We start from the raw sequence: 20,244 nt of genomic DNA, 5'->3' as shown, positions 1-20,244 counted from the left end.
GTCACACCCGTTCCCATACCGAACACGGAAGTTAAGCTCTTCAGCGCCGATGGTAGTTGGGGGTCTCCCCCTGTGAGAGTAGGACGTCGCTGGGCTTGCAATAAATACATAAGTTACCCAGGAGGATTAGCTCAGCTGGGAGAGCATCTGCCTTACAAGCAGAGGGTCGGCGGTTCGAGCCCGTCATCCTCCACCATAATACTTTACTCCTGCCGGAGTAGCTCAACTGGTAGAGCAACTGACTTGTAATCAGTAGGTTGAGGGTTCAAGTCCTTTCTCCGGCACCATTTTTTAGAGCCATTAGCTCAGTTGGTAGAGCATCTGACTTTTAATCAGAGGGTCGTAGGTTCGAATCCTACATGGCTCATCACTTTTTAGAGTGAGTTATACATTGCGGGTGTGGCGGAACTGGCAGACGCACTAGACTTAGGATCTAGCGCCGCAAGGCGTGGGGGTTCGACTCCCTTCACCCGCACCATTGAATTTAATAACCGAGCGGAAGTAGTTCAGTGGTAGAACACCACCTTGCCAAGGTGGGGGTCGCGAGTTCGAACCTCGTCTTCCGCTCCAAAGATTCATCAAAGTGCCGGGGTGGCGGAACTGGCAGACGCACAGGACTTAAAATCCTGCGGTAGGTGACTACCGTACCGGTTCGATTCCGGTCCTCGGCACCACTTTTATGAAACATTGCGCTCGTAGCTCAATTGGATAGAGCACTTGACTACGAATCAAGAGGTTGCAGGTTCGAGTCCTGCCGAGCGCACCATATAACGGGAAGTAGCTCAGCTTGGTAGAGCACTTGGTTTGGGACCAAGGGGTCGCAGGTTCGAATCCTGTCTTCCCGACCAGTTATTAACTTTGGGGCCTTAGCTCAGCTGGGAGAGCGCCTGCCTTGCACGCAGGAGGTCAGCGGTTCGATCCCGCTAGGCTCCACCATTTACAAAGTTAGTTTAAAAATCTTGGCGGTGTAGCTCAGTTGGCTAGAGCACTCGGTTCATACCCGAAAGGTCGTGGGTTCGACTCCCTCTGCCGCCATCTTAAGGACCTTTAGCTCAGTTGGTTAGAGCAGACGGCTCATAACCGTCCGGTCGCAGGTTCGAGTCCTGCAAGGTCCACCAACAATATCTCGGAGGAATACCCAAGTTCGGCTGAAGGGATCGGTCTTGAAAACCGACAGGCGGGTCATACCGCGCGGGGGTTCGAATCCCTCTTCCTCCTCCATTTATTTTATTGTTTATAGTTGTAAAGTTATTATCGTCGCGGGGTGGAGCAGTGGTAGCTCGTCGGGCTCATAACCCGAAGGTCGCAGGTTCAAATCCTGTCCCCGCAACCAAATGGTCCCGTGGTGTAGCGGTTAACATGCCTGCCTGTCACGCAGGAGATCGCCGGTTCGATCCCGGTCGGGACCGCCATTTATTATATAGTATATATCTGAATGTAGTATTTATTTAGATATAAAGCTTAATACATATCAATTAAAGATTTAGCCTAATAATAAGCTTGATTTAAATTGAAGAGGCTCAGTAGCTCAGTCGGTAGAGCAAAGGACTGAAAATCCTTGTGTCGGCGGTTCGATTCCGTCCTGAGCCACCATAGTATTGCGGGTGTAGTTTAGTGGTAAAACCTCAGCCTTCCAAGCTGATGATGAGAGTTCGATTCTCTTCACCCGCTCCAAATAATGGGCCTATAGCTCAGCTGGTTAGAGCGCACGCCTGATAAGCGTGAGGTCGATGGTTCGAGTCCATTTAGGCCCACCATTATTCCGAAGTAGCTCAGTGGTAGAGCAATCGACTGTTAATCGATTGGTCGTAGGTTCGAGTCCTACCTTCGGAGCCATATATATGGGGAAGTACTCAAGTGGCTGAAGAGGCGCCCCTGCTAAGGGTGTAGGTCGGGCAACCGGCGCGAGGGTTCAAATCCCTCCTTCTCCGCCATATATAGGCCCCTTGGTCAAGCGGTTAAGACACCGCCCTTTCACGGCGGTAACACGGGTTCGAATCCCGTAGGGGTCATACTCAAAAAAAGGTAACCATTCATTGGTTATCTTTTTTTATTTAATAGAAAGAATAAAAGTTTCTTGTGTATAATGGGTTCATGGGACTTGAAGGAATGAATAATGCTACTGATTTCCGTTTTAGTTGAAGGAACAAAGACCAAGAGCGCCACCTCTCAAAGGGAAGACAATCAAATTTCGTAGCGTCCTGCCGCAACGATTGCATAACCCACAACCTGTGGCCTCAAAGCCTACGTGACAACGTCCTGTTGACCTCCGGCGAAGGCGGCACCTTTAATGAAGATCAATAAAGTGGGTAGTACTCAAGAATAAAATTAAGCATAGTTATAGTAGATATAGCGAAAACCATCTGTTGAATCATTAAAGCTATGCTTAAAAAAGGATGAAAAAGTTGATTTCTTTTACCTAGTCGAACTAAAAAGAAAGAGTAAGTGTTTGTTAAATAAAGAAGCGAGATAGCGAACGAAATTGCATCTTCGGGAGCTCCATCTATGTATGGGAAGCACCTTTTCTTTAGTTATACAGAAACGCACTAATCTGGTTCTAAGAGTTGTAGGAGGGCGACGGATAAACTAACGTAGGAAAATTACAGAAAAAAAAGGAGGCTGATTGTGACGTCTGTTACACCAGCCTCGCTTAAAAAATCATTCTAAGCAAAGCATCCGTCCAAAGCTCTTCGAAAACGCTAGAACCAGGTTTTGATCTATAAAGGACTAGGTGTCTTATTGCCCGGTTTTTCCTATGTTGAAATGCGTATAAGTTCTATCGGTTAGAGCATAGAAAGGAAACTAGGTTCGCATACATTATATAAACAAAAACAGATGAGCAGGGAAATAACCTCTCATCTGTTTTTATTTTAATGTTAAAGATAAAAGCCAATCAGTAAACCTATACCTAATAGAAATACAAAAATCGTATTTGTGAGTGCGGTGTCTTTCATGGCTGGTGCAACCTGAACTGGATTTTCTGTTTTTTTAAATAATTTAATAGCATGTATTGGTTTCTTCAAACTTAATAAGACTAATAAACTCCATGGAGTGATTATTTGTAAAAGTACTAAACCGATAATCCATAAATAAGAGATTGCAAAATAAGATGCAAGAATAGTGATAGCTTTGTCGCGACCAACTAAGATAGCCATAGTTTTTCGACCGCCTACAGTGTCTTCTACTAAATCGCGAATATTATTAGAAAGCATTATAGCTGCAACAAGTAGCGCACTTGGTACTGATAACAAAACAGCATCTATAGGCACTGAACCTACTTGAATATAAACTGCGATTAATACAATTAGCATTCCCATAAATAATCCACTAAATAGTTCTCCAAAAGGAGTACTTGAAATAGGATAAGGACCACCTGTGTAGAAATATCCAACTGCCATAGAAATAGCGCCTATTACTAATAATAACCAGGATGTTTCATAACAAATATATATTCCTAATATGGCAGCTATTATATATAATAATAGGGCTAGTTTCATAACAGTGTTAGGCTTAACACCATTACGCACAATAGCTCCACCGATACCAACCGATTCCTCGCTATCGAGACCTCGTACAAAATCATAATACTCATTAAACATATTTGTAGCGGCCTGTATAAGTAGGCAAGCTAATAACATAGCGATAAATAGTAGCCAGTCAATTTTAGCCTCGTATAGGGCAATCATTGTACCTAAAAACACAGGTGCAAATGAAGCAGTTAGGGTATGTGGTCTTGTTAATTTCCACCAAACGCGCCACCCTTTGTCTGCTTGAAATTCGTGTGACATAATTTTTCTCTCCTTTAAAAGAATCCAGTATCAATTTTAGCATATAATTATGGCTAAATGTGTGCTGAAATGTGTAGAAAGATGTATGATTAAGTGTAGAGTAAATAAATGAAGCTATAAAAAAGAGTAGTTATTAAACGGAGGTCATATTTATGCCGAAAACTACCGGTGTCATTAATACAAAATACCGTTTTTATACGGAAACTATAGAGGTCTCAAGATTGTCTGCTCAGGCATTCTTTGAAGCAGGGGACGAGTTATATAAAGGGAAACGTTATTTTTGGCAAAACAAAGAGAAAACGTTAACCTTAGTAGGATTGGGACATGCTCATACTATTACAAATAATTTAGAAGATAATAGATACAAGGATATTGAAAGAAAATGGAGGGAACTTTGCGAGTCATCATTAAAGGAGAAAGCAGATGTATCTCCAATTCTTTTTGGTGGATTTGCGTTTGATCCGAAAAATAAGGTTTCGTCGGAATGGGATACATTTCCTTCTGCATTCTTTGTTGTCTCTACGTTTCAGTTAGTTATTCAACACGATCAAGCATTTGTTAATATTCACTATATAACGGATGATGCTAAGAGCTCAGAAACGTTTGAACAGCTCCGTATAGAAAGAGATGCGTTAATACACACTGCTCAAGTAAAAGAGTTAAAGCAACATGCTAAACCTACCCTGATTAAACGAGAAGATCGATTGAAGGAAGAGTATTTACAAGCAGTAGAGGATGTAACGAAGAGAATAAGAAAAGATGAAGTACAAAAGGTAGTAATTGCTAGGTCACTAAAACTAACTTTTAACGATCATTTTTCTCCAGCCACAGCAATATACAATGCTTCAATGGAACAACCGGAAAGTTATTTGTTTGGTTTAGAGAAGGGTGAGAAAATCTTTGTTGGTGCAACACCAGAGCGCCTAGTAAAAGTGGAAAATAATAAAGCACAATCTGCTGGGCTTGCGGGTTCTATAAGACGAGGGAAGAATTCACTCGAGGATAAAGAGCTAGGAGACTCATTATTAACAGATTCCAAAAATTTAGGTGAGCATAAATATGTAGTAGAAATGATAAAGAAAGTATTTAAGCAATATTGTGAGGATATTAAAGTACCAACTAGACCGAAGCTGATGAAAATCAGAGATATACAGCATTTGTATTCTCCGATAGAAGGGAATCTAAAAAAGGATTCTTCGTTATTTGAGCTAGTACAGGCTTTACATCCAACTCCAGCATTAGGGGGGGAGCCTCGTCAGGATGCTATTGAGATTATTCGTGAATCTGAACAGATGAATCGTGGATATTATGCTGCACCTATTGGCTGGATAAATGCTGAAGGGGACGGCGAGTTTGCTGTTGGGATACGTTCTGCTTTAGTGGAAAATGAACATGCTTATTTATATGCAGGTGGGGGAATTGTTGCTGAATCATCCTCTTTAGAGGAATTTGAGGAGACACGAGTGAAATTCCGTCCAATGCTTCGAACACTTGGAGGAAATATGAATGACTAACATCGAGTATTTAACATCTTATGTAAATCACTTTGTAGAAACAATTAAACAGGCAGGTATTCAGGATGTAGTTATGTGCCCAGGTTCGAGGTCTACTCCGTTAGCCTATGCTTTTGCTAAAAGTGGGTGTTTTCAATTTTATCGTCAAATAGATGAACGCTCTGCTGGTTATTTTGCTCTTGGTATTGCAAAAGCAAAAAAAGCTCCTGTTGTACTTTTATGTACTTCTGGAACTGCTGCAGCAAATTTCTTTCCAGCTATAGTTGAAGCATTTTACGCTCGTGTACCTTTATTGGTCGTTACAGCTGATCGTCCTCATGAGCTACGCGAGGTTGGAGCGCCTCAAGCGATTGATCAATTGCATCTTTTCGGCAAGCATGTGAAATGGACAGTTGACTTTCCTATACCTGAAAAAGACGATGCAAATTTAGCTTTTGTAGAGCGCCATATTCTACGTGCGGTATCTACATCGAAAGCTTTTCCGATGGGACCTGTTCATATCAACGTACCATTCCGTGAGCCATTATTACTTGATATGGAGAAATCCTCGCCAACAGTAAATATGCATGCACCGGAAATAGGTAAACTAGTACCAAGTGAGGAATTTTTAGCATGGTATAATGACATTCTTCAAAATGAAACAAAAGGAATAATTATCGTAGGAGATTCCCTTCAAGCTACCGAAGGATTTTGGGAATTTGCAAAAATGGTACAGTGGCCAGTACTAGTAGATCCTCTATCAAATTTACGGACATCTATTCCTGTTGATTGTTTGGATTTATGTATAGATCAATACGATGCGATACTCAAAAATGATGCTTTTCAGAAAGTGGCAGCTCCAAACATTGTAATTCGTTTTGGTGCGCAACCAGTTTCTAAGCCGTTAATGCTTTATTTAAAGGCTCTTAAGCCCGAAATCTATATAGTTGTAGATGAAAGTCCTATTTACCGTGATTCTCTTCATATCGCCACTCATCATGTGCAAGTGGAGGCTCAATCATTATGGATAAAAACAGTTGAAAAGTCAGCTTCTACTTATTTGGATTCTTGGTCTAAAGCAAATAGAATTGCGACCAATCATGTAAACAGCTATATTCAAAAGGAAACAGATGAAGGTGCATTAGCAGGTGTGTTGTTTGACACTTTACCAGATAAGTCATTTTTATTTGCTAGTAGCAGTATGCCAATAAGAGATTTAGATACTTTTTTCAATAAAACCAATAAGAACATTCAGCTCTATGCAAATAGAGGTACTAATGGAATAGACGGGGTAGTTTCTACAGCACTTGGAACTCAAGCGGCATTAAACCGTCCCGGTTATTTATTAATTGGAGATTTAGCTTTTTTACATGATTTGAACGGTTTAATTGTTAGTAGATTCCATAGATGTGATATGACAATTATTGTTATGAATAATGATGGGGGAGGTATTTTCTCTTATTTACCTCAATCGACAGAAACCAATTACTTTGAGCATTTATTTGGTACTCCGACAGGGCTTGAGTTTTCCCATATAGCAGCTATGTATAATGCTCAGTACAACGCAGTTCACACGAAGGAAGATTTTAAAGAAGCCCTTGCCGGGGAGAAGTCGAAGGATATCCGTCTTATCGAGGTATTTACAAACAGACAAGTTAATACAGAGACGCATCGAAAGTTATGGGCTGATATATCGAAGGAGCTGGACTCGGTTTGGAAAGTATAACAGTTAATATCCGAGGTATTGATATCCATTTCAATAGATATAATAATGGAGCAGTGGATAAAATTGTGTTTTTACATGGATTTACGGGATCAACACATACTTGGGATGAAGTGATTTCGAATCTACCCAATACGTTTGATACCTTAAGCATCGATCTGATCGGTCATGGAGAAACTTCAAAGCCTATCAACCTTGCCCGTTATGCTGTAGAGGAGCAGATAGCAGATTTACATGCATTGTTTCAGAAGCTTCAGTGGAGAAACTTTTCGCTAGTTGGTTATTCGATGGGTGGCCGATTAGCTCTTGCTTATGCAAGCCAATATCCTGTAAAAAGACTCATCCTTGAAAGTAGTTCCCCAGGTCTTACTGATAAAGTAGAACGTTTAAATAGAAAACAATCAGATGAGCAGCTTGCTGATCGAATATTGGAGGATGGGCTCACATCATTTGTGGATTTTTGGGAGAGAATTCCATTATTCCAAAGTCAGCAGAAATTGTCACTGGAGAAAAAGGAGCTGATACGACAGGAGCGGCTAGCAGGGTCTGAAATAGGATTAGCTAATAGCCTGCGTGGATTTAGTACCGGTGTACAACCTTCCTATTGGGACAAGCTCGAAAAAATCGACATACCGACTTTTTTAATAACTGGTGAGCTAGATGAAAAATTTAGCATGCTTGCGAAAACGATGAAAAAGTATCTCCAGAATGTTGCTCATAAAGAAATTAACGCTGTAGGTCATGCAATTCATGTGGAAAATCCTGAATTGTTTGCTACAATAGTAGAGGATATTATTTTAAAGGAGGATGTAAGATGACTCGCGAATGGACAACACTACATACATATGAAGATATTAAGTATGAGTTTTATAACGGAATTGCTAAAGTAACGATTAACCGTCCCGAAGTGCGTAACGCATTTCGCCCTAAAACAGTAATGGAAATGATTGATGCATTTTCTCGTGCTCGTGACGATAAAAATGTTGGTGTCATTATTTTAACAGGAGAAGGTGAACACGCATTTTGTTCAGGCGGAGACCAAAAAGTGCGTGGACATGGTGGATATGTAGGAGAAGATGAAATCCCTCGCTTAAACGTACTAGACTTACAACGTCTGATCCGTGTGATTCCAAAACCAGTTGTTGCAATGGTAGCTGGTTATGCAATTGGTGGCGGACATGTTCTACATGTTGTTTGCGATTTAACAATTGCTGCTGAAAACGCGAGATTTGGACAAACTGGTCCTAAAGTTGGCTCGTTTGATGCTGGTTATGGTTCTGGTTATTTGGCACGTATTATCGGACATAAAAAAGCACGTGAAATTTGGTATTTATGCCGTCAATACGATGCTCAGCAAGCACTTGATATGGGCTTAGTCAATACGGTAGTTCCATACGCACAATTAGAGGATGAAACTGTTCAATGGTGTGAGGAAATGCTAGAAATGAGTCCAACTGCACTTCGCTTCTTAAAAGCTGCGATGAATGCAGATACGGATGGTTTAGCAGGGCTTCAACAATTAGCAGGTGATGCAACATTGCTTTATTACACAACCGATGAGGCAAAAGAAGGTCGAGATGCATTCAAAGAAAAACGTAAACCAGATTTTGGTCAATTCCCGCGTTTTCCGTGATTACTGAATGACGAGAGTAAAAAAGCTATCCTTATGGGATAGCTTTTTTACATAGAATATAGACATAAGTAAAATATATAATAAGACGAAAGAGCTTAACATAAAAGGAGTACAACATGTTTCCTAATTTACTATTAAAACGTGCCCATCTAACACCAGAGCGCATTGCTTTACGCTTTAAGGGAGAAGTATGGACATTTCAGCAACTTTATAAAGAAGCTAATGAATTTGCAGAGAGACTTCATGCGAAAGGAATTCAACCAGGTAGGAGAATAGCTATTTTATCAAGTTCTAATGCAGAACTAGTAATTGCCATACATGGTTGCCTTCAACTCGGCTGTGAATTAGTCATGTTAAATGAACGTTTAAGTGAAGTAGAGTTAAATTATCAGCTCCATGATAGTAATCCGGATGTTTTACTTGTAGATAATGATGAAAGAAAAATAAGCTATAGCCAAAGAATTTCTTTTTATGATGTTCATAGTCATGAGAGAAAAATTTATCCTTTAGAGAGCGATTGGTACAAAGAACGTACCATTTCCATCATGTACACATCAGGTACTACAGGAAGACCAAAAGGAGTTCGGCAATCGTTAGAAAATCATGTGATGAATGCAACTGGTTCAGCACTCCATTTAGGCATTCATCCGGATGATTGCTGGCTATGTATAGTACCATTGTTTCATATAAGTGGGTTTTCTATTCTTATGCGATCTGTGTTATATGGAATGACGGTAAGCCTCCATACTAAATTTGATCCAGAAAAAGTAGTCGATGAAATACTTGATGGATCAGCTACTAGAATGTCTTTAGTAGCTGTTATGCTTCAACGGATCGTATCGGTTCTAGAAAATAGAAATGAGTATTTTCCTGATTCCTTTCAGTCGATTTTAGTAGGTGGAGGTCCTGTTCCTTTAGCTTATTTAGAACGAGCGATTGAAAGAAATATACCAGTACTACAAACTTATGGAATGACGGAAACTTCCTCACAAACTACGACTTTATCGAGTGAGGATGCCATTCGTAAATTAGGATCAGCCGGTAAGCCACTTTTCTTTGCAGACGTTCGTATTGATGGAGAAGAGGAAATGGGAGAAATATGTATTAAAGGACCGCATGTGACAAAAGGATATATTGGAGCAGCTGAGACTAAAAAACCACTCACGGATGGTTGGCTTCACACAGGAGATATTGGTTATTTGGATGAGGACGGATATTTGTTCGTTGTTGATCGACGCTCAGACTTAATCATATCCGGTGGTGAAAATATTTATCCAGCAGAATTGGAGCAAGCACTAGTAAAACATCCAGCCGTTATTGAAGCGGGAGTTACAGGACGCCAGGATGATAAATGGGGACAGGTCCCAATAGCATTTATCGTAGTAAAAGAGCAAGTGACTATAGATGAGCTAAGAGCTTTTATGAAGACCCAGATTGCATCTTACAAGTTGCCAAAAGAATATCATTTTATAAATGAACTACCTCGTAACGGTGCAAATAAATTGGTAAGAAGAGAATTATTAAAGTTAATATAATAGCTTAAAAAGATAAGAAATTTTGAATTAGAAATACTATTATCCAGTGAAAGATGAAGTAAGTATATATTTTGTATCTTACTAGTGGTATAAAGAGCAATAGTAAATATTGAATAAATAAAGAAGTCAAATAGCGAACTAAATTGTATCTTCGTGAGCTTGCTCTATCAATAGGAGAGTATCAGTTGAAGCAGGGCGACGGAAAGATAAACGCCATAAGATTACCGAAAAAAAGATGCTTGTTGGTGGTGACGGACGTCACCAACCAACAAGCATCTTTAAAAATTCACTCGGTATTCGAAAACGATATATACAGGATTAATTATTAATTCAAAACAGTTCTCAATGTCTCAAGGTTTTTATTCATGAGTGTAAAATAGGTTTCTTTATTATTCATATCTTCCTTAGATAATACACCAAGGTTGTGTAGGACTAAGCTTTCCGCTCCAATTTCCTGTTGAATTACTTCCGTTAGTTTAGATGAAACATTTTGCTCAAATAAAATATAGTTTATATTTTTTTCTTTCGCCAAATCAATTAATTTAGTCAGTTCCTTTTGAGATGGTTCGTCTTGTGAATTTAGTCCAGCGATAGCTAATTGTTCCAATCCATAAGTGTTAGCTATGTAACCAAATGCAGCGTGAGAAACAAAAAATGTTTTACTTGTTGCTGAATGTGCCATTTCTTCAAAACCTGCATCTAATGTCTGAAGCTCTTTAATAAGCTCGTCATAGTTTTTTTCAAAAGTCGCTTGTTGCTCAGGTGAAATCTCCACTAAAGAGTCTTTAATAGAGAGGGCAAGACTTTGACTAATTTTAGGTGACATCCATATATGCGGATCTACATCACCATGATCATGTCCCTCATGATTTTCAAATGATTCATTCTTATGATCTTGAGATTCATCTGTATGCACGTCAGCTGGTTCTTCTAATTGATCTTCAGATACGGCATCCACTGTAGCGACCATCTTCACATGTTCTTCTTCCAATGTCTTCTTAGCATTGTCGACAAAACCTTCTAAGCCGAGTCCTATGTAAAAAAACAAATCTGCATCAGCAAGTGCCATCATATCCTTTTGTGTTGGCTCAAATGTATGTTCATTCGCTCCTGCAGGATAAATAGAAGAAACTCTCACAGAATCTCCACCTATGCGCTCAGCAAAATATTGTAGCGGATATACGGTTGTAAATATCTTTACTTGCTGTTCTTCATTTTCTGTGTTCACTTCATTTGCTTCCTTATTCCCACAGGCTGCAAGGAAAATTAATAGAAATAGCATGCTTGCAATAATAATTCGTTTCAATCAATTCACTCTCCTAAATAGTAACGATTACGCTTTAAAAAAGATAACTTCATTAGATTACAGGACTTTCAAATAAAATGCAAGAAAAAATAGCCTTTGAATTATTTTTTTTTCAAAGGCCATTCATCAGGAACGGGATCAATACCACCCTCATGAAAAGGATGGCATTTGGATATTCTTTTTACAGTCAAAAGACTCCCTTTCATCGCACCGTGTTTTTGAACTGCTTCAACTCCGTAATGGGAGCAGGTTGGGTAAAAGCGACAACTAGGTGGAGATAGTGGAGAGATATACTTTTGATAAAAACGAAAAATAGAGATAATAATATGTTTCATGAATTATTCAGCGTCCTTAGGTTTAGGATCAATTTTCGGGTATTTATCATTCATTGAAAGCTTGTATAAAAAGGTAATGCCAAAAATACTTAGTAATGCTGCTGCTCCTAAGATCCAAAATACCATTATTGTTCACTCCAGTTTAACTTATCGTTATGTTTATTGTATGAAAATTAGAGGTATATTAAAAGAGAAAGCAACTATATTTAAAGGGAGAGTGACAATTTTATGTCAGCAGCGTTAAATAAAGAGCTAAATAAACAAGTAGCAACATGGTCAGTTATGTATACTAAATTACATAATTTCCACTGGTATGTAAAGGGACCGTCATTTTTTACTTTACACGCCAAATTCGAAGAGTTATATAACGAAGCTACACTTAATATGGATGAAATTGCAGAGCGTTTATTAACTTTAGGTGGCCAACCTACTGCGACTTTAAAAGAACATTTAGAGCTTTCCGAAGTAAAAGAAGCTTCGAGTAAAGAGTCAGCCGATCAAATGGTACAAGCTGTAGTGGATGATTTTGATAAAATCATGAAATCTCTTAAAAAAGGGATGGACGAAGCTGCGAAAGATGAAGATGATATGACAGAGGATATTTTAAATGCTATTTATCAAAAAACGGAAAAACATCAGTGGATGTTGAATGCATTTTTAGGAGATACCAATTCTAATACTGCAAAAAAATAATTTTCGCTTTATAATAGCTTAAGTTTACTGATATAAAGCTTGGTATGAAGGAGGAATTTCTATGGATATTAACTCCATTATGTCTTCTAATTTACTTCAGTTACAGCAAACTGTGCAAATGAGCGTTTTACAAAATGCGATGAACATGGAAACTATTGCAGCAGTAGAAATGTTAGAAGGTATGCCTCAAGCAGCTGCTCCACATCCTTATAAAGGATCAGTTGTAGATATTCAAGCTTAAAAACATGTGCCACTGGCGCATGTTTTTTAGTTTTTAGCACAAACTTTTATAAAAGGATGTGTGAAAATGACCTTATACAAAGTGTATATCTCCGTAAAGAGTCAGCAAGTATACGCTTATCCCGATGAATCTCAATGGGAATTTGAAGTAACAGCTACCAGAAATGAAATCAAAGTATTTGAAAGACTCTTCTATCAACTGAAATCGGTGCAAAGTAGGAATTTTTTACGAGCACATGAACCAATGTCCGTGAAGCCATATCATGTGGATGGAGAAAATGATCAATACGATAGAAGATTGAAAAAAGTGTATGCATGGATTCATGAATTCACTTCGGAAGAGTCTAAACGTTTTATCGAACAGCTACCTTATTTTCAAAGAAGAATGGAGGTTCAATTATGAGTAAGAATTTAAATAGAAAAGGTAATGAAAATCCTGTAACGTATCGAAATGTTAGTTCTCTTCTAAATCAATCTCCGCAAAACAAGTCAAAGCAGAATATTGCACAGAATAGAGAAGAAGGTAATGAAGATTACAAACTGGGTCCTAACAAAGAATAGATACTCAAAGACTTAGCTCCTTTTTGAGCTAAGTCTTTTTGAATACATATGCTAAAATTAAGAAAAAACGAAGGAGATTCAGATATGATTTCTTTCCAGGATTTAAATGGTTATCAAGTACAGCTATCCTTTCAACATGGAAGCTTTTCAATTGCATCTGAGCATGTACTTATATTAGCAAAACATAAAGGCAAATGGCTACTGACAAAGAATCCTACTAGAGGATTGGAGTTTCCAGGTGGTAAGGTAGAGGACGGGGAAACATTAATTGAAGCAGCCATTCGGGAAACAAAAGAAGAAACGAATGTAGATATAGTGGAGTTAGAGTGGTTTGCAGAGTATCTGGTCCTGGATAATAACCCTTTTTGTAAAACTGTTTATATAGCTGAAGTTGGGTATATTAATAAAGAACAGACAAGCTTTGAGACAGAAGGAGCGATCTGGTTATCCAAAGAAGAACTTTCTCATAGTGATAATTTAAGCTTCCATATGAAAGACGATGGGATGAAAGCAATTTTAAAGAAGGTGAATGAAATTGATGGAAAATGGAACGATTGAAAGGGTTCGGAATTACCCTTCACCAAATCCTCATATTGTATTGAAAGAAATTACATATTGGTCTTGTGGTCTTCGAGTTAAAGGAATGTTAGCTTCACCAAAAGTGGCCGGAAGCTACGAAGGGATTTTATATTGCCGAGGTGGTATGCAAAGCATTGGTATGGTTCGACCCGCACGAATTGCACAAATTGCCTCTGAAGGCTTTATCGTATTTGCACCATATTACCGAGGCAACCGTGGTGGTGAGGGAAGAGATGAATTTGCGGGAGAGGACCGCTGGGATGCTATATACGGGGTAGACATATTAAAGCAATATTGCATACCAGAGCGGATTCACTTATTTGCATTTTCACGCGGTGGAATTATGGCATTATGGGTTGCAATACTACGCAATGATATTACTTCATTAGTTACATGGGCTGGCGTTTCCGATATTTACTTAACGTATGAGGAAAGATTAGACATGCGTAAGATGATGAAACGAGTAATTGGTGGTACCCCAACTAAATACCCTTTAGGATACGAACAGCGAGATGTATTACCTCGACTAGAGGAAATGAAGGTATCGATGCTTATAATACATGGTGATCAAGATAAAAATGTCTCTTTTGAGCATGCAAAGGTTTTAGAGCAGGCATTAATAGGGAATAGTATACCAGTTGAAACCTGGTACTATTCAGATTTCACTCATTTTTTTCCGAGCAAAATAAATAGACGTGTAGTGAAAGATGCATGTCACTGGATGAAAAGTCAGAGAGGGGTTTAATAATGGGTAATGTAGTAGTAACAACAGAAGCAATGAGTGTTGAAGGAAAATCTTCGTTTCCTATAGATACTAGTTTTTGGGAGGATTTGTGGGATCAATATACAAATGAATTCCAAGAGGTAGTCATCCATTGTTGGAGTGAGGAACTAGACGTGTTAGAAGAGTTAAACTCTCGAGCAGTTTCTGTTCAAACAGAGGGATTGATGAAAGTGGTTACTATTAATCTAACGGATGAAAATAGGCTCTATTTTAGAAATTATTCTGTTGATCCAAAGGGGGGCTTAAAGTGGTTTACGATGTTCTTCCAAGAAGATGGAGAGGAACAGATGGAAATAGGACACTATGGTTCAGAAATTATTCTATATAAGGTTGATGAAGAGGAAGCGGAAAAGTTTGTAGAAATATTTCCGAAATTAGTTAATAGTTCATACCATGCGACTAATGGTGATTAATGCTAATTGGATGCTGCTAATAAGTACAGCACATGTTGAGGGTTGAATTTCCTGTAGGCTAAGCAAGCATTGAGGGGAAGCTTTGCTGGTGTAATACTATAATCATATATTTTAATAAACAATTATTAAAAAGAGCCAAATTCAATAGAATTTGGCTCTTTTGATGTTTACTTTATTAAGATAATGGTCCACCTTGAACCGAAATGTCTTCTGAAACTGTTCCGAACTTTTTAAAGTTTTCACGGAATGATTGAGCTAGCTCAGCTGCCTTTTGATCATATGCCTCTTTATCTTCCCAAGCATTACGCGGAATTAGTACCTCTGAAGGAACGCCTTCTACTTCTGTCGGAATCGCTAAACCAAATACTGCATCTGTTGCTGTTTCAACATTGTTTAGTTTGCCATCAATTGCTGCACGAACCATTGTACGTGTGTATGAAAGCTTCATGCGGTTACCTACACCGTATTCTCCACCAGTCCAACCAGTGTTTACTAAGAATACTTGTGCGCCGTGTTCGTCAATTTTCTTCCCAAGCATTTCTGCATATACCGTTGCATGCAATGGTAAGAAAGGTGAGCCAAAGCAAGTAGAGAATACTGGTTGAGGAGAAGTTACTCCACGCTCAGTTCCAGCAAGTTTCGATGTAAATCCACTTAAGAAATGGTACATTGCTTGTTCTTTCGTTAGTTTACTGATCGGAGGCAATACGCCAAATGCATCAGCAGTTAAGAATATTATTGTATTTGGATGACCTGCTACAGATGGGTCTACAATATTATCGATATATTGAATTGGATAAGCAGCACGTGTATTTTCTGTTAATGAGTTATCCGCATAGTTAGCAACGCGTGTTTCCGCATCTACTACAACGTTTTCTAATACAGTTCCGAAAGTGATAGCATCCCAGATTTGGGGCTCATTTTCTCGCGTTAGGTCGATACATTTCGCGTAACAACCACCTTCGATATTAAATACACCGTTATCTGACCAGCCGTGCTCGTCATCCCCGATTAATTTGCGTCCTGCATCCGCAGAAAGAGTCGTTTTTCCTGTTCCAGACAAACCGAAGAACAAAGCAACGTCCCCATCATCCCCAACATTTGCTGAGCAGTGCATTGGTAAAATGTCTTGTTCTGGCAATAAGTAGTTCATAATAGAGAAAATGGATTTTTTCATCTCACCAGCATACTCAGTACCACCGATTAATACCGTGCGTTTTTCCATAGATACGATGATAAACGTTTCTGAACTAGTTCCATCTACTGCTGGATCTGCTTTAAAGTTAGGTGCAGAAAGTATAGTGAAGTCAGTTGTATGTGTTGCAAGTTCTTCCTGTGTCGGACGGATAAATAGTTGATGAGCAAAAAGATTATGCCAAGCGTATTCATTAATAACTTGAATACCTAGACGAGATTCTTTATCTGCTCCTGCATATCCTTTAAATTCGAAGATTTCGTCTTGCTTATTTAAGAAATCAGTCATTTTTTTATATAATGCATCAAAAACGTCAGAAGAAATTGGTTGGTTTACTGAGCCCCAATCGATTTTGTCTTTTGAAATAGCTTCATCTACTATATACTTATCTTGTGGAGAGCGGCCAGTATATTTACCTGTTTCGGCTTTAACTGCACCAGTAGAAGTTAGAACAGCTTCTCCTCTTGTTGTAGCTTTTTCCACTAGTTGTGGCACTGACAATTGGCTGCTAACGTTATTACCTGCTAACAATTCTTTCAGTTCACTCACAGTATCGATTGAATTCATGTTGAATATACCATCCTTTTTTTATATTTCCTCTAAAAAAGAAGAAGTTTTACTAGATATGTGAATTAGTATAACACATTGGAGTGAATAGTCTATACTAATTACTTTAAAATTTTTCTTTTGTGTATAAAATACAAACAAAAATAGTTGACATCTTTTACAGACTTACGTATGATGATAAATTGAACGGATACTCTTATCCCGAGCTGGTGGAGGGGTCAGGCCCTATGAAACCCGGCAACCTGTAATTTTTTATTATTACAAAGGTGCCAAACCTGAGACAAGGTGAAATTCCTTGATTGATAAGAGTGAAAGGTGCTTATGATATTAATGCCTTTCCTCATGTATATTTACGTGAGTGAGGGGCTTTTTTATTGAACATCGCCCTTTATCCTTGTGTGCCAAGTCCGAAACGGCTTCAAGTTAACTTCAATGCACAAAAAATCATATCTTTTAAAAGTGCATGGAATTTTGAATGGCTTGACATGGGAATGAGTACCGTATCAATTCTTGAGAGAAATCTCGCAGGATATAGGAGGAATAATCTATGACACAACGTCGATTATTTACATCAGAATCAGTAACAGAGGGTCATCCAGATAAAATCTGTGATCAAATCTCCGATGCAATTCTAGATGCAATTTTAGCAGAAGACCCAAATGCTCGTGTAGCTTGTGAAACGAGTGTTACGACAGGACTAGTATTAGTTGCTGGAGAAATTACAACATCTACTTATGTAGATATTCCTAAAGTAGTTCGTTCTACTATAAAAGATATTGGCTATACACGTGCTAAGTATGGTTTCGATTCAGAAACTTCTGCTGTGCTTACTTCAATCGATGAACAATCAGCTGATATTGCACAAGGTGTGGACCAAGCTTTAGAAGCTAGAGAAGGCTCCATGAGCGATTCTGACATTGAAGCAATCGGAGCAGGAGACCAAGGTTTAATGTTCGGCTACGCTTGTAATGAAACACCTGAACTTATGCCGCTACCAATCAGTTTAGCGCATAAATTGTCTCATCGATTAGCTCAAGTTCGTAAAGATGAGACGTTAGACTATCTTCGTCCAGATGGTAAAACACAAGTAACTGTAGAATATGATGAGAATAATAACCCGGTTCATATTGATACAATTGTTATTTCAACTCAGCACCATCCAGAAATTACGTTAGAACAAATTCAAAAAGATATTAAAGAAGTGGTGATCAATCCGATTGTTCCTGCAAATTTAATAGATGAAAATACAAAATACTTTATCAACCCAACAGGACGCTTTGTTATTGGTGGACCACAGGGAGATGCTGGTTTAACAGGACGTAAAATCATCGTAGATACGTACGGTGGATATGCACGTCATGGTGGGGGAGCTTTCTCGGGCAAAGATCCAACAAAAGTAGACCGTTCTGCTGCCTATGCTGCACGCTATGTTGCTAAAAACATTGTTGCTGCTGGTCTTGCAGATCGTTGTGAAGTACAACTTGCTTATGCAATTGGTGTTGCTAAGCCAGTTTCTATCGCTGTTGAAACATTTGGTACTGGTAAGGTAGAAGAAGTTGAATTAGTTTCGTATATTCGCGAACTATTCGACCTACGTCCAGCAGGAATTATTAAAATGCTAGACCTTCGCCGTCCAATATACAAACAAACAGCTGCTTATGGTCATTTTGGTCGTACAGACATTGATGTACCATGGGAACAAACAGACAAAGCTGCAGAATTAAAACAAATGGCTGGATTATAAGTAGTATGAACAAAAAAGGCTTTCCTATGACGGAAAGCCTTTTTTCAATGGTGAATATTAAGCGAACGATCAATGATGACATTGAATCGATCGATAAGAGCTAATAATCACTCAATCAGGTGCAAAATCGATCGACCAAGACGAAAATCAATCAATCCACACAAACAAACGGTACGATTATTTACTTCTGAAGCGATTTATAATATTGTCCTTTTTCTACATATTCTCGGATAATTCTTTGAACATCCGCTTTATCCTCGTCATTTAGGTCTCGTACGACTTTTGCAGGGCTCCCTAGTGCTAATGAATTTGGAGGTATTTTTTTACCAGGTGGTACAAGACTTCCGGCTCCAATAAATGCACCTTCCCCAATTTCGGCACCATCTAAAATAATTGACCCCATTCCTATCAATGCACCTTTACGTATTATACAGCTATGTAACGTCACTTGATGTCCTATAGTCACTTCATCTTCTATTATTAGAGCTTTGTTTGGGCTTTGATGTAAACAGCTTAAATCCTGTATACTAACCTTACTTCCAATAATAGTAGGAGCAACATCACCTCTAATTACCGTATTAAACCAAATTGTAGTCTCTGGACCGATTGTCACATCACCTGTTATTGTGACATAATCAGCTATAAAAGCTGAGGCGTCAATAATGGGAGTTTTATCTTTGTAGGGGTAAATCATTTTGCAACCGCTCCTTTTGAAGTTAGAATATAATTAATCGTATCAGACAAACACCACGAAAGAAACGAAATACCATGAAATTGCAAGGAAAGAAAAGAGGTTTGTTTAAATGTGGAAATGGGAAACAGAAGGAAAGCCTAAAGCAGTGATCGTTATTGTTCATAGTGCCTACGAGCATCATAGAAGGTATGCTTGGTTAATAGAAAAATTAAGAAGCTCCAACTATCATATCGTGATGGGTGATTTGCCAGGACATGGAGAACTAAAAAAATCAAAAACGATGCACGATGAATCCTTCGATTTGTACAAGAACTACATTAAACAAGCGTTGCAAGTTGCTGTTACGTACGATCTTCCGATTTTTTTGATCGGTCATGGCTTAGGAGCGACCTTACTAGTAAAAGTCCTACGTAAGCTTGATATTGAATATGCAGGTGTAATACTAACTTCTCCTTGGTTCCAGCTTCAAAAGCTACCTTCGAAATGGACGAATGCATTGGCAAAACTATCAGTACCCCAGAAAATAAACCATGATATCCATTTAAATGATTTAACGAGAAACTATGAAGTGTTCCAACAATTCGTCTCAGATCCAACTTATAAATCGTTCATTTCAACTGAATGGTACAAGGAACTCCAAGCGCTTTTAAAATCGGTAAATCAATCGACCATCTCTATACCAAACAAGCCAATTCTTGTTATGACAGGGGAGCGGGATAAAGTTACCGATACAAATGCTGCAGCAAGTTGGCTGAAGAAACAGGAGCTTTCTGAGTATCAATATAAAGAATGGAAAAATTGTTTTCATGACCTCTATCAAGAACCAGAGCGAGAAGAAATTTTTACGTATTCACAATCATTCATCAATAATGTACTAACCGACATCGGCTATATTGTTTGAATTTATAATCCCATCTCGATTCAGTAGATGGGATTTTTTGTGAGGGGAAATAAGACATAT

Annotated in this window: 20 protein-coding genes, 20 tRNA genes, 1 rRNA gene and 1 riboswitch; of the genes, 35 read left to right on the top strand and 6 right to left on the bottom strand. The window is 38.6% G+C overall.

Annotated features, from left to right (window positions below):
* From rrf to ACIQX2_RS11955, 21 genes are all read left to right on the top strand, one after another.
* A 5S ribosomal RNA gene (gene rrf / locus ACIQX2_RS12055) occupies positions 1-95 on the top strand; the annotation flags it as partial.
* 25 nt (positions 96-120) lie between these two features.
* Positions 121-196 (top strand) — tRNA-Val (locus tag ACIQX2_RS12050).
* Between the two features lie 15 nt (positions 197-211).
* Positions 212-287: transfer RNA gene (locus ACIQX2_RS12045), tRNA-Thr, on the top strand.
* Between the two features lie 7 nt (positions 288-294).
* A tRNA-Lys gene (locus ACIQX2_RS12040) sits at positions 295-367 on the top strand.
* 26 nt (positions 368-393) lie between these two features.
* A tRNA-Leu gene (locus ACIQX2_RS12035) sits at positions 394-478 on the top strand.
* 17 nt (positions 479-495) lie between these two features.
* Positions 496-570 (top strand) — tRNA-Gly (locus ACIQX2_RS12030).
* A gap of 15 nt (positions 571-585) precedes the next feature.
* A tRNA-Leu gene (locus ACIQX2_RS12025) sits at positions 586-674 on the top strand.
* A gap of 15 nt (positions 675-689) precedes the next feature.
* Positions 690-766 (top strand) — tRNA-Arg (locus ACIQX2_RS12020).
* A gap of 5 nt (positions 767-771) precedes the next feature.
* Positions 772-848 (top strand) — tRNA-Pro (locus ACIQX2_RS12015).
* A 12-nt stretch (positions 849-860) separates the two neighbouring features.
* Positions 861-936: transfer RNA gene (locus tag ACIQX2_RS12010), tRNA-Ala, on the top strand.
* A gap of 25 nt (positions 937-961) precedes the next feature.
* Positions 962-1,035, top strand: a tRNA-Met gene (locus tag ACIQX2_RS12005).
* Between the two features lie 6 nt (positions 1,036-1,041).
* Positions 1,042-1,118 (top strand) — tRNA-Ile (locus ACIQX2_RS12000).
* A gap of 10 nt (positions 1,119-1,128) precedes the next feature.
* Positions 1,129-1,221, top strand: a tRNA-Ser gene (locus tag ACIQX2_RS11995).
* A gap of 37 nt (positions 1,222-1,258) precedes the next feature.
* A tRNA-Met gene (locus ACIQX2_RS11990) sits at positions 1,259-1,333 on the top strand.
* Between the two features lie 3 nt (positions 1,334-1,336).
* Positions 1,337-1,412 (top strand) — tRNA-Asp (locus ACIQX2_RS11985).
* A gap of 105 nt (positions 1,413-1,517) precedes the next feature.
* Positions 1,518-1,593, top strand: a tRNA-Phe gene (locus ACIQX2_RS11980).
* Between the two features lie 7 nt (positions 1,594-1,600).
* Positions 1,601-1,674, top strand: a tRNA-Gly gene (locus tag ACIQX2_RS11975).
* 6 nt (positions 1,675-1,680) lie between these two features.
* Positions 1,681-1,757, top strand: a tRNA-Ile gene (locus ACIQX2_RS11970).
* A gap of 4 nt (positions 1,758-1,761) precedes the next feature.
* Positions 1,762-1,836: transfer RNA gene (locus ACIQX2_RS11965), tRNA-Asn, on the top strand.
* 7 nt (positions 1,837-1,843) lie between these two features.
* Positions 1,844-1,934, top strand: a tRNA-Ser gene (locus ACIQX2_RS11960).
* 6 nt (positions 1,935-1,940) lie between these two features.
* A tRNA-Glu gene (locus tag ACIQX2_RS11955) sits at positions 1,941-2,012 on the top strand.
* Between the two features lie 864 nt (positions 2,013-2,876).
* Here ACIQX2_RS11955 and ACIQX2_RS11950 read toward each other — a convergent pair.
* Positions 2,877-3,788, bottom strand: coding sequence for a 1,4-dihydroxy-2-naphthoate polyprenyltransferase (locus ACIQX2_RS11950; protein ID WP_402850475.1), 912 nt, complete (start codon positions 3,786-3,788; stop codon positions 2,877-2,879).
* Positions 3,789-3,940: 152 nt separating this feature from the next.
* Between ACIQX2_RS11950 and ACIQX2_RS11945 the strand changes: the two genes are divergently transcribed.
* The 5 genes from ACIQX2_RS11945 (at position 3,941) to ACIQX2_RS11925 (ending at position 10,172) form a co-directional block, all read left to right on the top strand.
* A complete protein-coding gene (locus ACIQX2_RS11945; RefSeq protein ID WP_402850473.1) occupies positions 3,941-5,302 on the top strand; it encodes an isochorismate synthase in 1,362 nt (453 codons plus the stop codon).
* Positions 5,295-7,007 (top strand): 2-succinyl-5-enolpyruvyl-6-hydroxy-3-cyclohexene-1-carboxylic-acid synthase, encoded by a 1,713-nt coding sequence (gene menD / locus ACIQX2_RS11940; protein WP_402850470.1) that lies wholly within the window; start codon positions 5,295-5,297, stop codon positions 7,005-7,007. The genes ACIQX2_RS11945 and menD overlap by 8 nt, the downstream gene beginning before the upstream one ends.
* A complete protein-coding gene (gene menH, locus ACIQX2_RS11935) occupies positions 6,995-7,822 on the top strand; it encodes a 2-succinyl-6-hydroxy-2,4-cyclohexadiene-1-carboxylate synthase (protein WP_402850467.1) in 828 nt (275 codons plus the stop codon). The genes menD and menH overlap by 13 nt, the downstream gene beginning before the upstream one ends.
* Complete coding sequence (gene menB, locus ACIQX2_RS11930) at positions 7,819-8,637, top strand: 1,4-dihydroxy-2-naphthoyl-CoA synthase (RefSeq protein ID WP_093060293.1); 819 nt, start codon at positions 7,819-7,821, stop codon at positions 8,635-8,637. Before menH ends, menB begins: the two co-directional genes overlap by 4 nt.
* A 116-nt stretch (positions 8,638-8,753) precedes the next feature.
* Positions 8,754-10,172: an o-succinylbenzoate--CoA ligase gene (locus tag ACIQX2_RS11925; RefSeq protein WP_402850464.1), complete on the top strand. Its 1,419-nt coding sequence runs from the start codon at positions 8,754-8,756 to the stop codon at positions 10,170-10,172.
* A gap of 325 nt (positions 10,173-10,497) precedes the next feature.
* On the opposite strand, the gene ACIQX2_RS11920 is transcribed toward ACIQX2_RS11925, so the two are convergent.
* The 3 genes from ACIQX2_RS11920 to ACIQX2_RS11910 all read right to left on the bottom strand — a co-directional run bounded on the left by ACIQX2_RS11920 (position 10,498) and on the right by ACIQX2_RS11910 (position 11,939).
* The gene (locus ACIQX2_RS11920; RefSeq protein WP_402850461.1) at positions 10,498-11,478 is read right to left on the bottom strand and encodes a metal ABC transporter solute-binding protein, Zn/Mn family; all 981 of its coding nucleotides are present in this window, start codon (positions 11,476-11,478) and stop codon (positions 10,498-10,500) included.
* 101 nt (positions 11,479-11,579) lie between these two features.
* Entirely contained in the window at positions 11,580-11,813 is a 234-nt protein-coding gene (yidD, locus tag ACIQX2_RS11915; protein ID WP_402850458.1) for a membrane protein insertion efficiency factor YidD, read from the bottom strand.
* A gap of 3 nt (positions 11,814-11,816) precedes the next feature.
* Entirely contained in the window at positions 11,817-11,939 is a 123-nt protein-coding gene (locus ACIQX2_RS11910) for a hypothetical protein (RefSeq protein WP_402850455.1), read from the bottom strand.
* 102 nt (positions 11,940-12,041) lie between these two features.
* Here ACIQX2_RS11910 and ACIQX2_RS11905 point away from each other — a divergent pair, with 102 nt between their 5' ends.
* From ACIQX2_RS11905 to ACIQX2_RS11875, 7 genes are all read left to right on the top strand, one after another.
* The gene (locus tag ACIQX2_RS11905) at positions 12,042-12,506 is read left to right on the top strand and encodes a Dps family protein (protein ID WP_402850452.1); all 465 of its coding nucleotides are present in this window, start codon (positions 12,042-12,044) and stop codon (positions 12,504-12,506) included.
* Between the two features lie 61 nt (positions 12,507-12,567).
* Positions 12,568-12,747 carry a YjfB family protein gene (locus ACIQX2_RS11900; protein WP_402850449.1) on the top strand — a complete coding sequence of 60 codons (180 nt, stop codon included), beginning with the start codon at positions 12,568-12,570 and terminating at the stop codon, positions 12,745-12,747.
* Positions 12,748-12,813: 66 nt separating this feature from the next.
* Complete coding sequence (locus ACIQX2_RS11895) at positions 12,814-13,149, top strand: transposase (RefSeq protein ID WP_402850446.1); 336 nt, start codon at positions 12,814-12,816, stop codon at positions 13,147-13,149.
* A complete protein-coding gene (locus ACIQX2_RS11890; RefSeq protein ID WP_402850443.1) occupies positions 13,146-13,307 on the top strand; it encodes a hypothetical protein in 162 nt (53 codons plus the stop codon). The genes ACIQX2_RS11895 and ACIQX2_RS11890 overlap by 4 nt, the downstream gene beginning before the upstream one ends.
* A gap of 84 nt (positions 13,308-13,391) precedes the next feature.
* A complete protein-coding gene (locus ACIQX2_RS11885; protein WP_402850440.1) occupies positions 13,392-13,865 on the top strand; it encodes an NUDIX domain-containing protein in 474 nt (157 codons plus the stop codon).
* Positions 13,846-14,631, top strand: coding sequence for an alpha/beta hydrolase family protein (locus tag ACIQX2_RS11880; RefSeq protein ID WP_402850437.1), 786 nt, complete (start codon positions 13,846-13,848; stop codon positions 14,629-14,631). The genes ACIQX2_RS11885 and ACIQX2_RS11880 overlap by 20 nt, the downstream gene beginning before the upstream one ends.
* Before the next feature lie 2 nt (positions 14,632-14,633).
* On the top strand, positions 14,634-15,083 hold the full coding sequence (locus ACIQX2_RS11875) for a hypothetical protein (protein WP_402850434.1): 450 nt from the start codon (positions 14,634-14,636) through the stop codon (positions 15,081-15,083).
* Between the two features lie 175 nt (positions 15,084-15,258).
* Here ACIQX2_RS11875 and pckA read toward each other — a convergent pair whose 3' ends face one another.
* A complete protein-coding gene (gene pckA / locus ACIQX2_RS11870) occupies positions 15,259-16,845 on the bottom strand; it encodes a phosphoenolpyruvate carboxykinase (ATP) (RefSeq protein WP_402850431.1) in 1,587 nt (528 codons plus the stop codon).
* Between the two features lie 193 nt (positions 16,846-17,038).
* A riboswitch (SAM riboswitch) is annotated at positions 17,039-17,154 on the top strand.
* 238 nt (positions 17,155-17,392) lie between these two features.
* Here pckA and metK point away from each other — a divergent pair.
* The gene (metK, locus tag ACIQX2_RS11865) at positions 17,393-18,589 is read left to right on the top strand and encodes a methionine adenosyltransferase (protein ID WP_402850429.1); all 1,197 of its coding nucleotides are present in this window, start codon (positions 17,393-17,395) and stop codon (positions 18,587-18,589) included.
* Positions 18,590-18,770: 181 nt separating this feature from the next.
* On the opposite strand, the gene ACIQX2_RS11860 is transcribed toward metK, so the two are convergent.
* Positions 18,771-19,283: a gamma carbonic anhydrase gene (locus ACIQX2_RS11860; protein WP_402850426.1), complete on the bottom strand. Its 513-nt coding sequence runs from the start codon at positions 19,281-19,283 to the stop codon at positions 18,771-18,773.
* 109 nt (positions 19,284-19,392) lie between these two features.
* Here ACIQX2_RS11860 and ACIQX2_RS11855 point away from each other — a divergent pair, with 109 nt between their 5' ends.
* Positions 19,393-20,184, top strand: a complete 792-nt coding sequence (locus ACIQX2_RS11855; protein WP_093060307.1) for an alpha/beta hydrolase — start codon at positions 19,393-19,395, stop codon at positions 20,182-20,184.
* Positions 20,185-20,244: the final 60 nt, after the last annotated feature.

It is taken from the genome of Psychrobacillus sp. NPDC096623 (assembly GCF_044762655.1).
Taxonomy (GTDB): domain Bacteria; phylum Bacillota; class Bacilli; order Bacillales_A; family Planococcaceae; genus Psychrobacillus.
Note: the sequence above shows the minus strand (reverse complement) of the source record. Positions and strands in the feature narration are given on the sequence as shown.

Bases quoted from the DNA above. Each gene is read 5' to 3' on its own strand.
- ACIQX2_RS11855 (WP_093060307.1), top strand. From the start codon at position 19,393: ATGTGGAAATGGGAAACAGAAGGAAAGCCTAAAGCAGTGATCGTTATT.
- ACIQX2_RS11875 (WP_402850434.1), top strand. From the start codon at position 14,634: ATGGGTAATGTAGTAGTAACAACAGAAGCAATGAGTGTTGAAGGAAAA.
- yidD (WP_402850458.1), bottom strand. From the start codon at position 11,813: ATGAAACATATTATTATCTCTATTTTTCGTTTTTATCAAAAGTATATC.
- menB (WP_093060293.1), top strand. From the start codon at position 7,819: ATGACTCGCGAATGGACAACACTACATACATATGAAGATATTAAGTAT.
- ACIQX2_RS11945 (WP_402850473.1), top strand. From the start codon at position 3,941: ATGCCGAAAACTACCGGTGTCATTAATACAAAATACCGTTTTTATACG.
- menD (WP_402850470.1), top strand. From the start codon at position 5,295: ATGACTAACATCGAGTATTTAACATCTTATGTAAATCACTTTGTAGAA.
- ACIQX2_RS11885 (WP_402850440.1), top strand. From the start codon at position 13,392: ATGATTTCTTTCCAGGATTTAAATGGTTATCAAGTACAGCTATCCTTT.
- ACIQX2_RS11950 (WP_402850475.1), bottom strand. From the start codon at position 3,788: ATGTCACACGAATTTCAAGCAGACAAAGGGTGGCGCGTTTGGTGGAAA.
- ACIQX2_RS11880 (WP_402850437.1), top strand. From the start codon at position 13,846: ATGGAAAATGGAACGATTGAAAGGGTTCGGAATTACCCTTCACCAAAT.
- pckA (WP_402850431.1), bottom strand. From the start codon at position 16,845: ATGAATTCAATCGATACTGTGAGTGAACTGAAAGAATTGTTAGCAGGT.
- ACIQX2_RS11905 (WP_402850452.1), top strand. From the start codon at position 12,042: ATGTCAGCAGCGTTAAATAAAGAGCTAAATAAACAAGTAGCAACATGG.
- ACIQX2_RS11895 (WP_402850446.1), top strand. From the start codon at position 12,814: ATGACCTTATACAAAGTGTATATCTCCGTAAAGAGTCAGCAAGTATAC.
- metK (WP_402850429.1), top strand. From the start codon at position 17,393: ATGACACAACGTCGATTATTTACATCAGAATCAGTAACAGAGGGTCAT.
- ACIQX2_RS11860 (WP_402850426.1), bottom strand. From the start codon at position 19,283: ATGATTTACCCCTACAAAGATAAAACTCCCATTATTGACGCCTCAGCT.
- ACIQX2_RS11900 (WP_402850449.1), top strand. From the start codon at position 12,568: ATGGATATTAACTCCATTATGTCTTCTAATTTACTTCAGTTACAGCAA.
- ACIQX2_RS11925 (WP_402850464.1), top strand. From the start codon at position 8,754: ATGTTTCCTAATTTACTATTAAAACGTGCCCATCTAACACCAGAGCGC.
- ACIQX2_RS11890 (WP_402850443.1), top strand. From the start codon at position 13,146: ATGAGTAAGAATTTAAATAGAAAAGGTAATGAAAATCCTGTAACGTAT.
- ACIQX2_RS11910 (WP_402850455.1), bottom strand. From the start codon at position 11,939: ATGGTATTTTGGATCTTAGGAGCAGCAGCATTACTAAGTATTTTTGGC.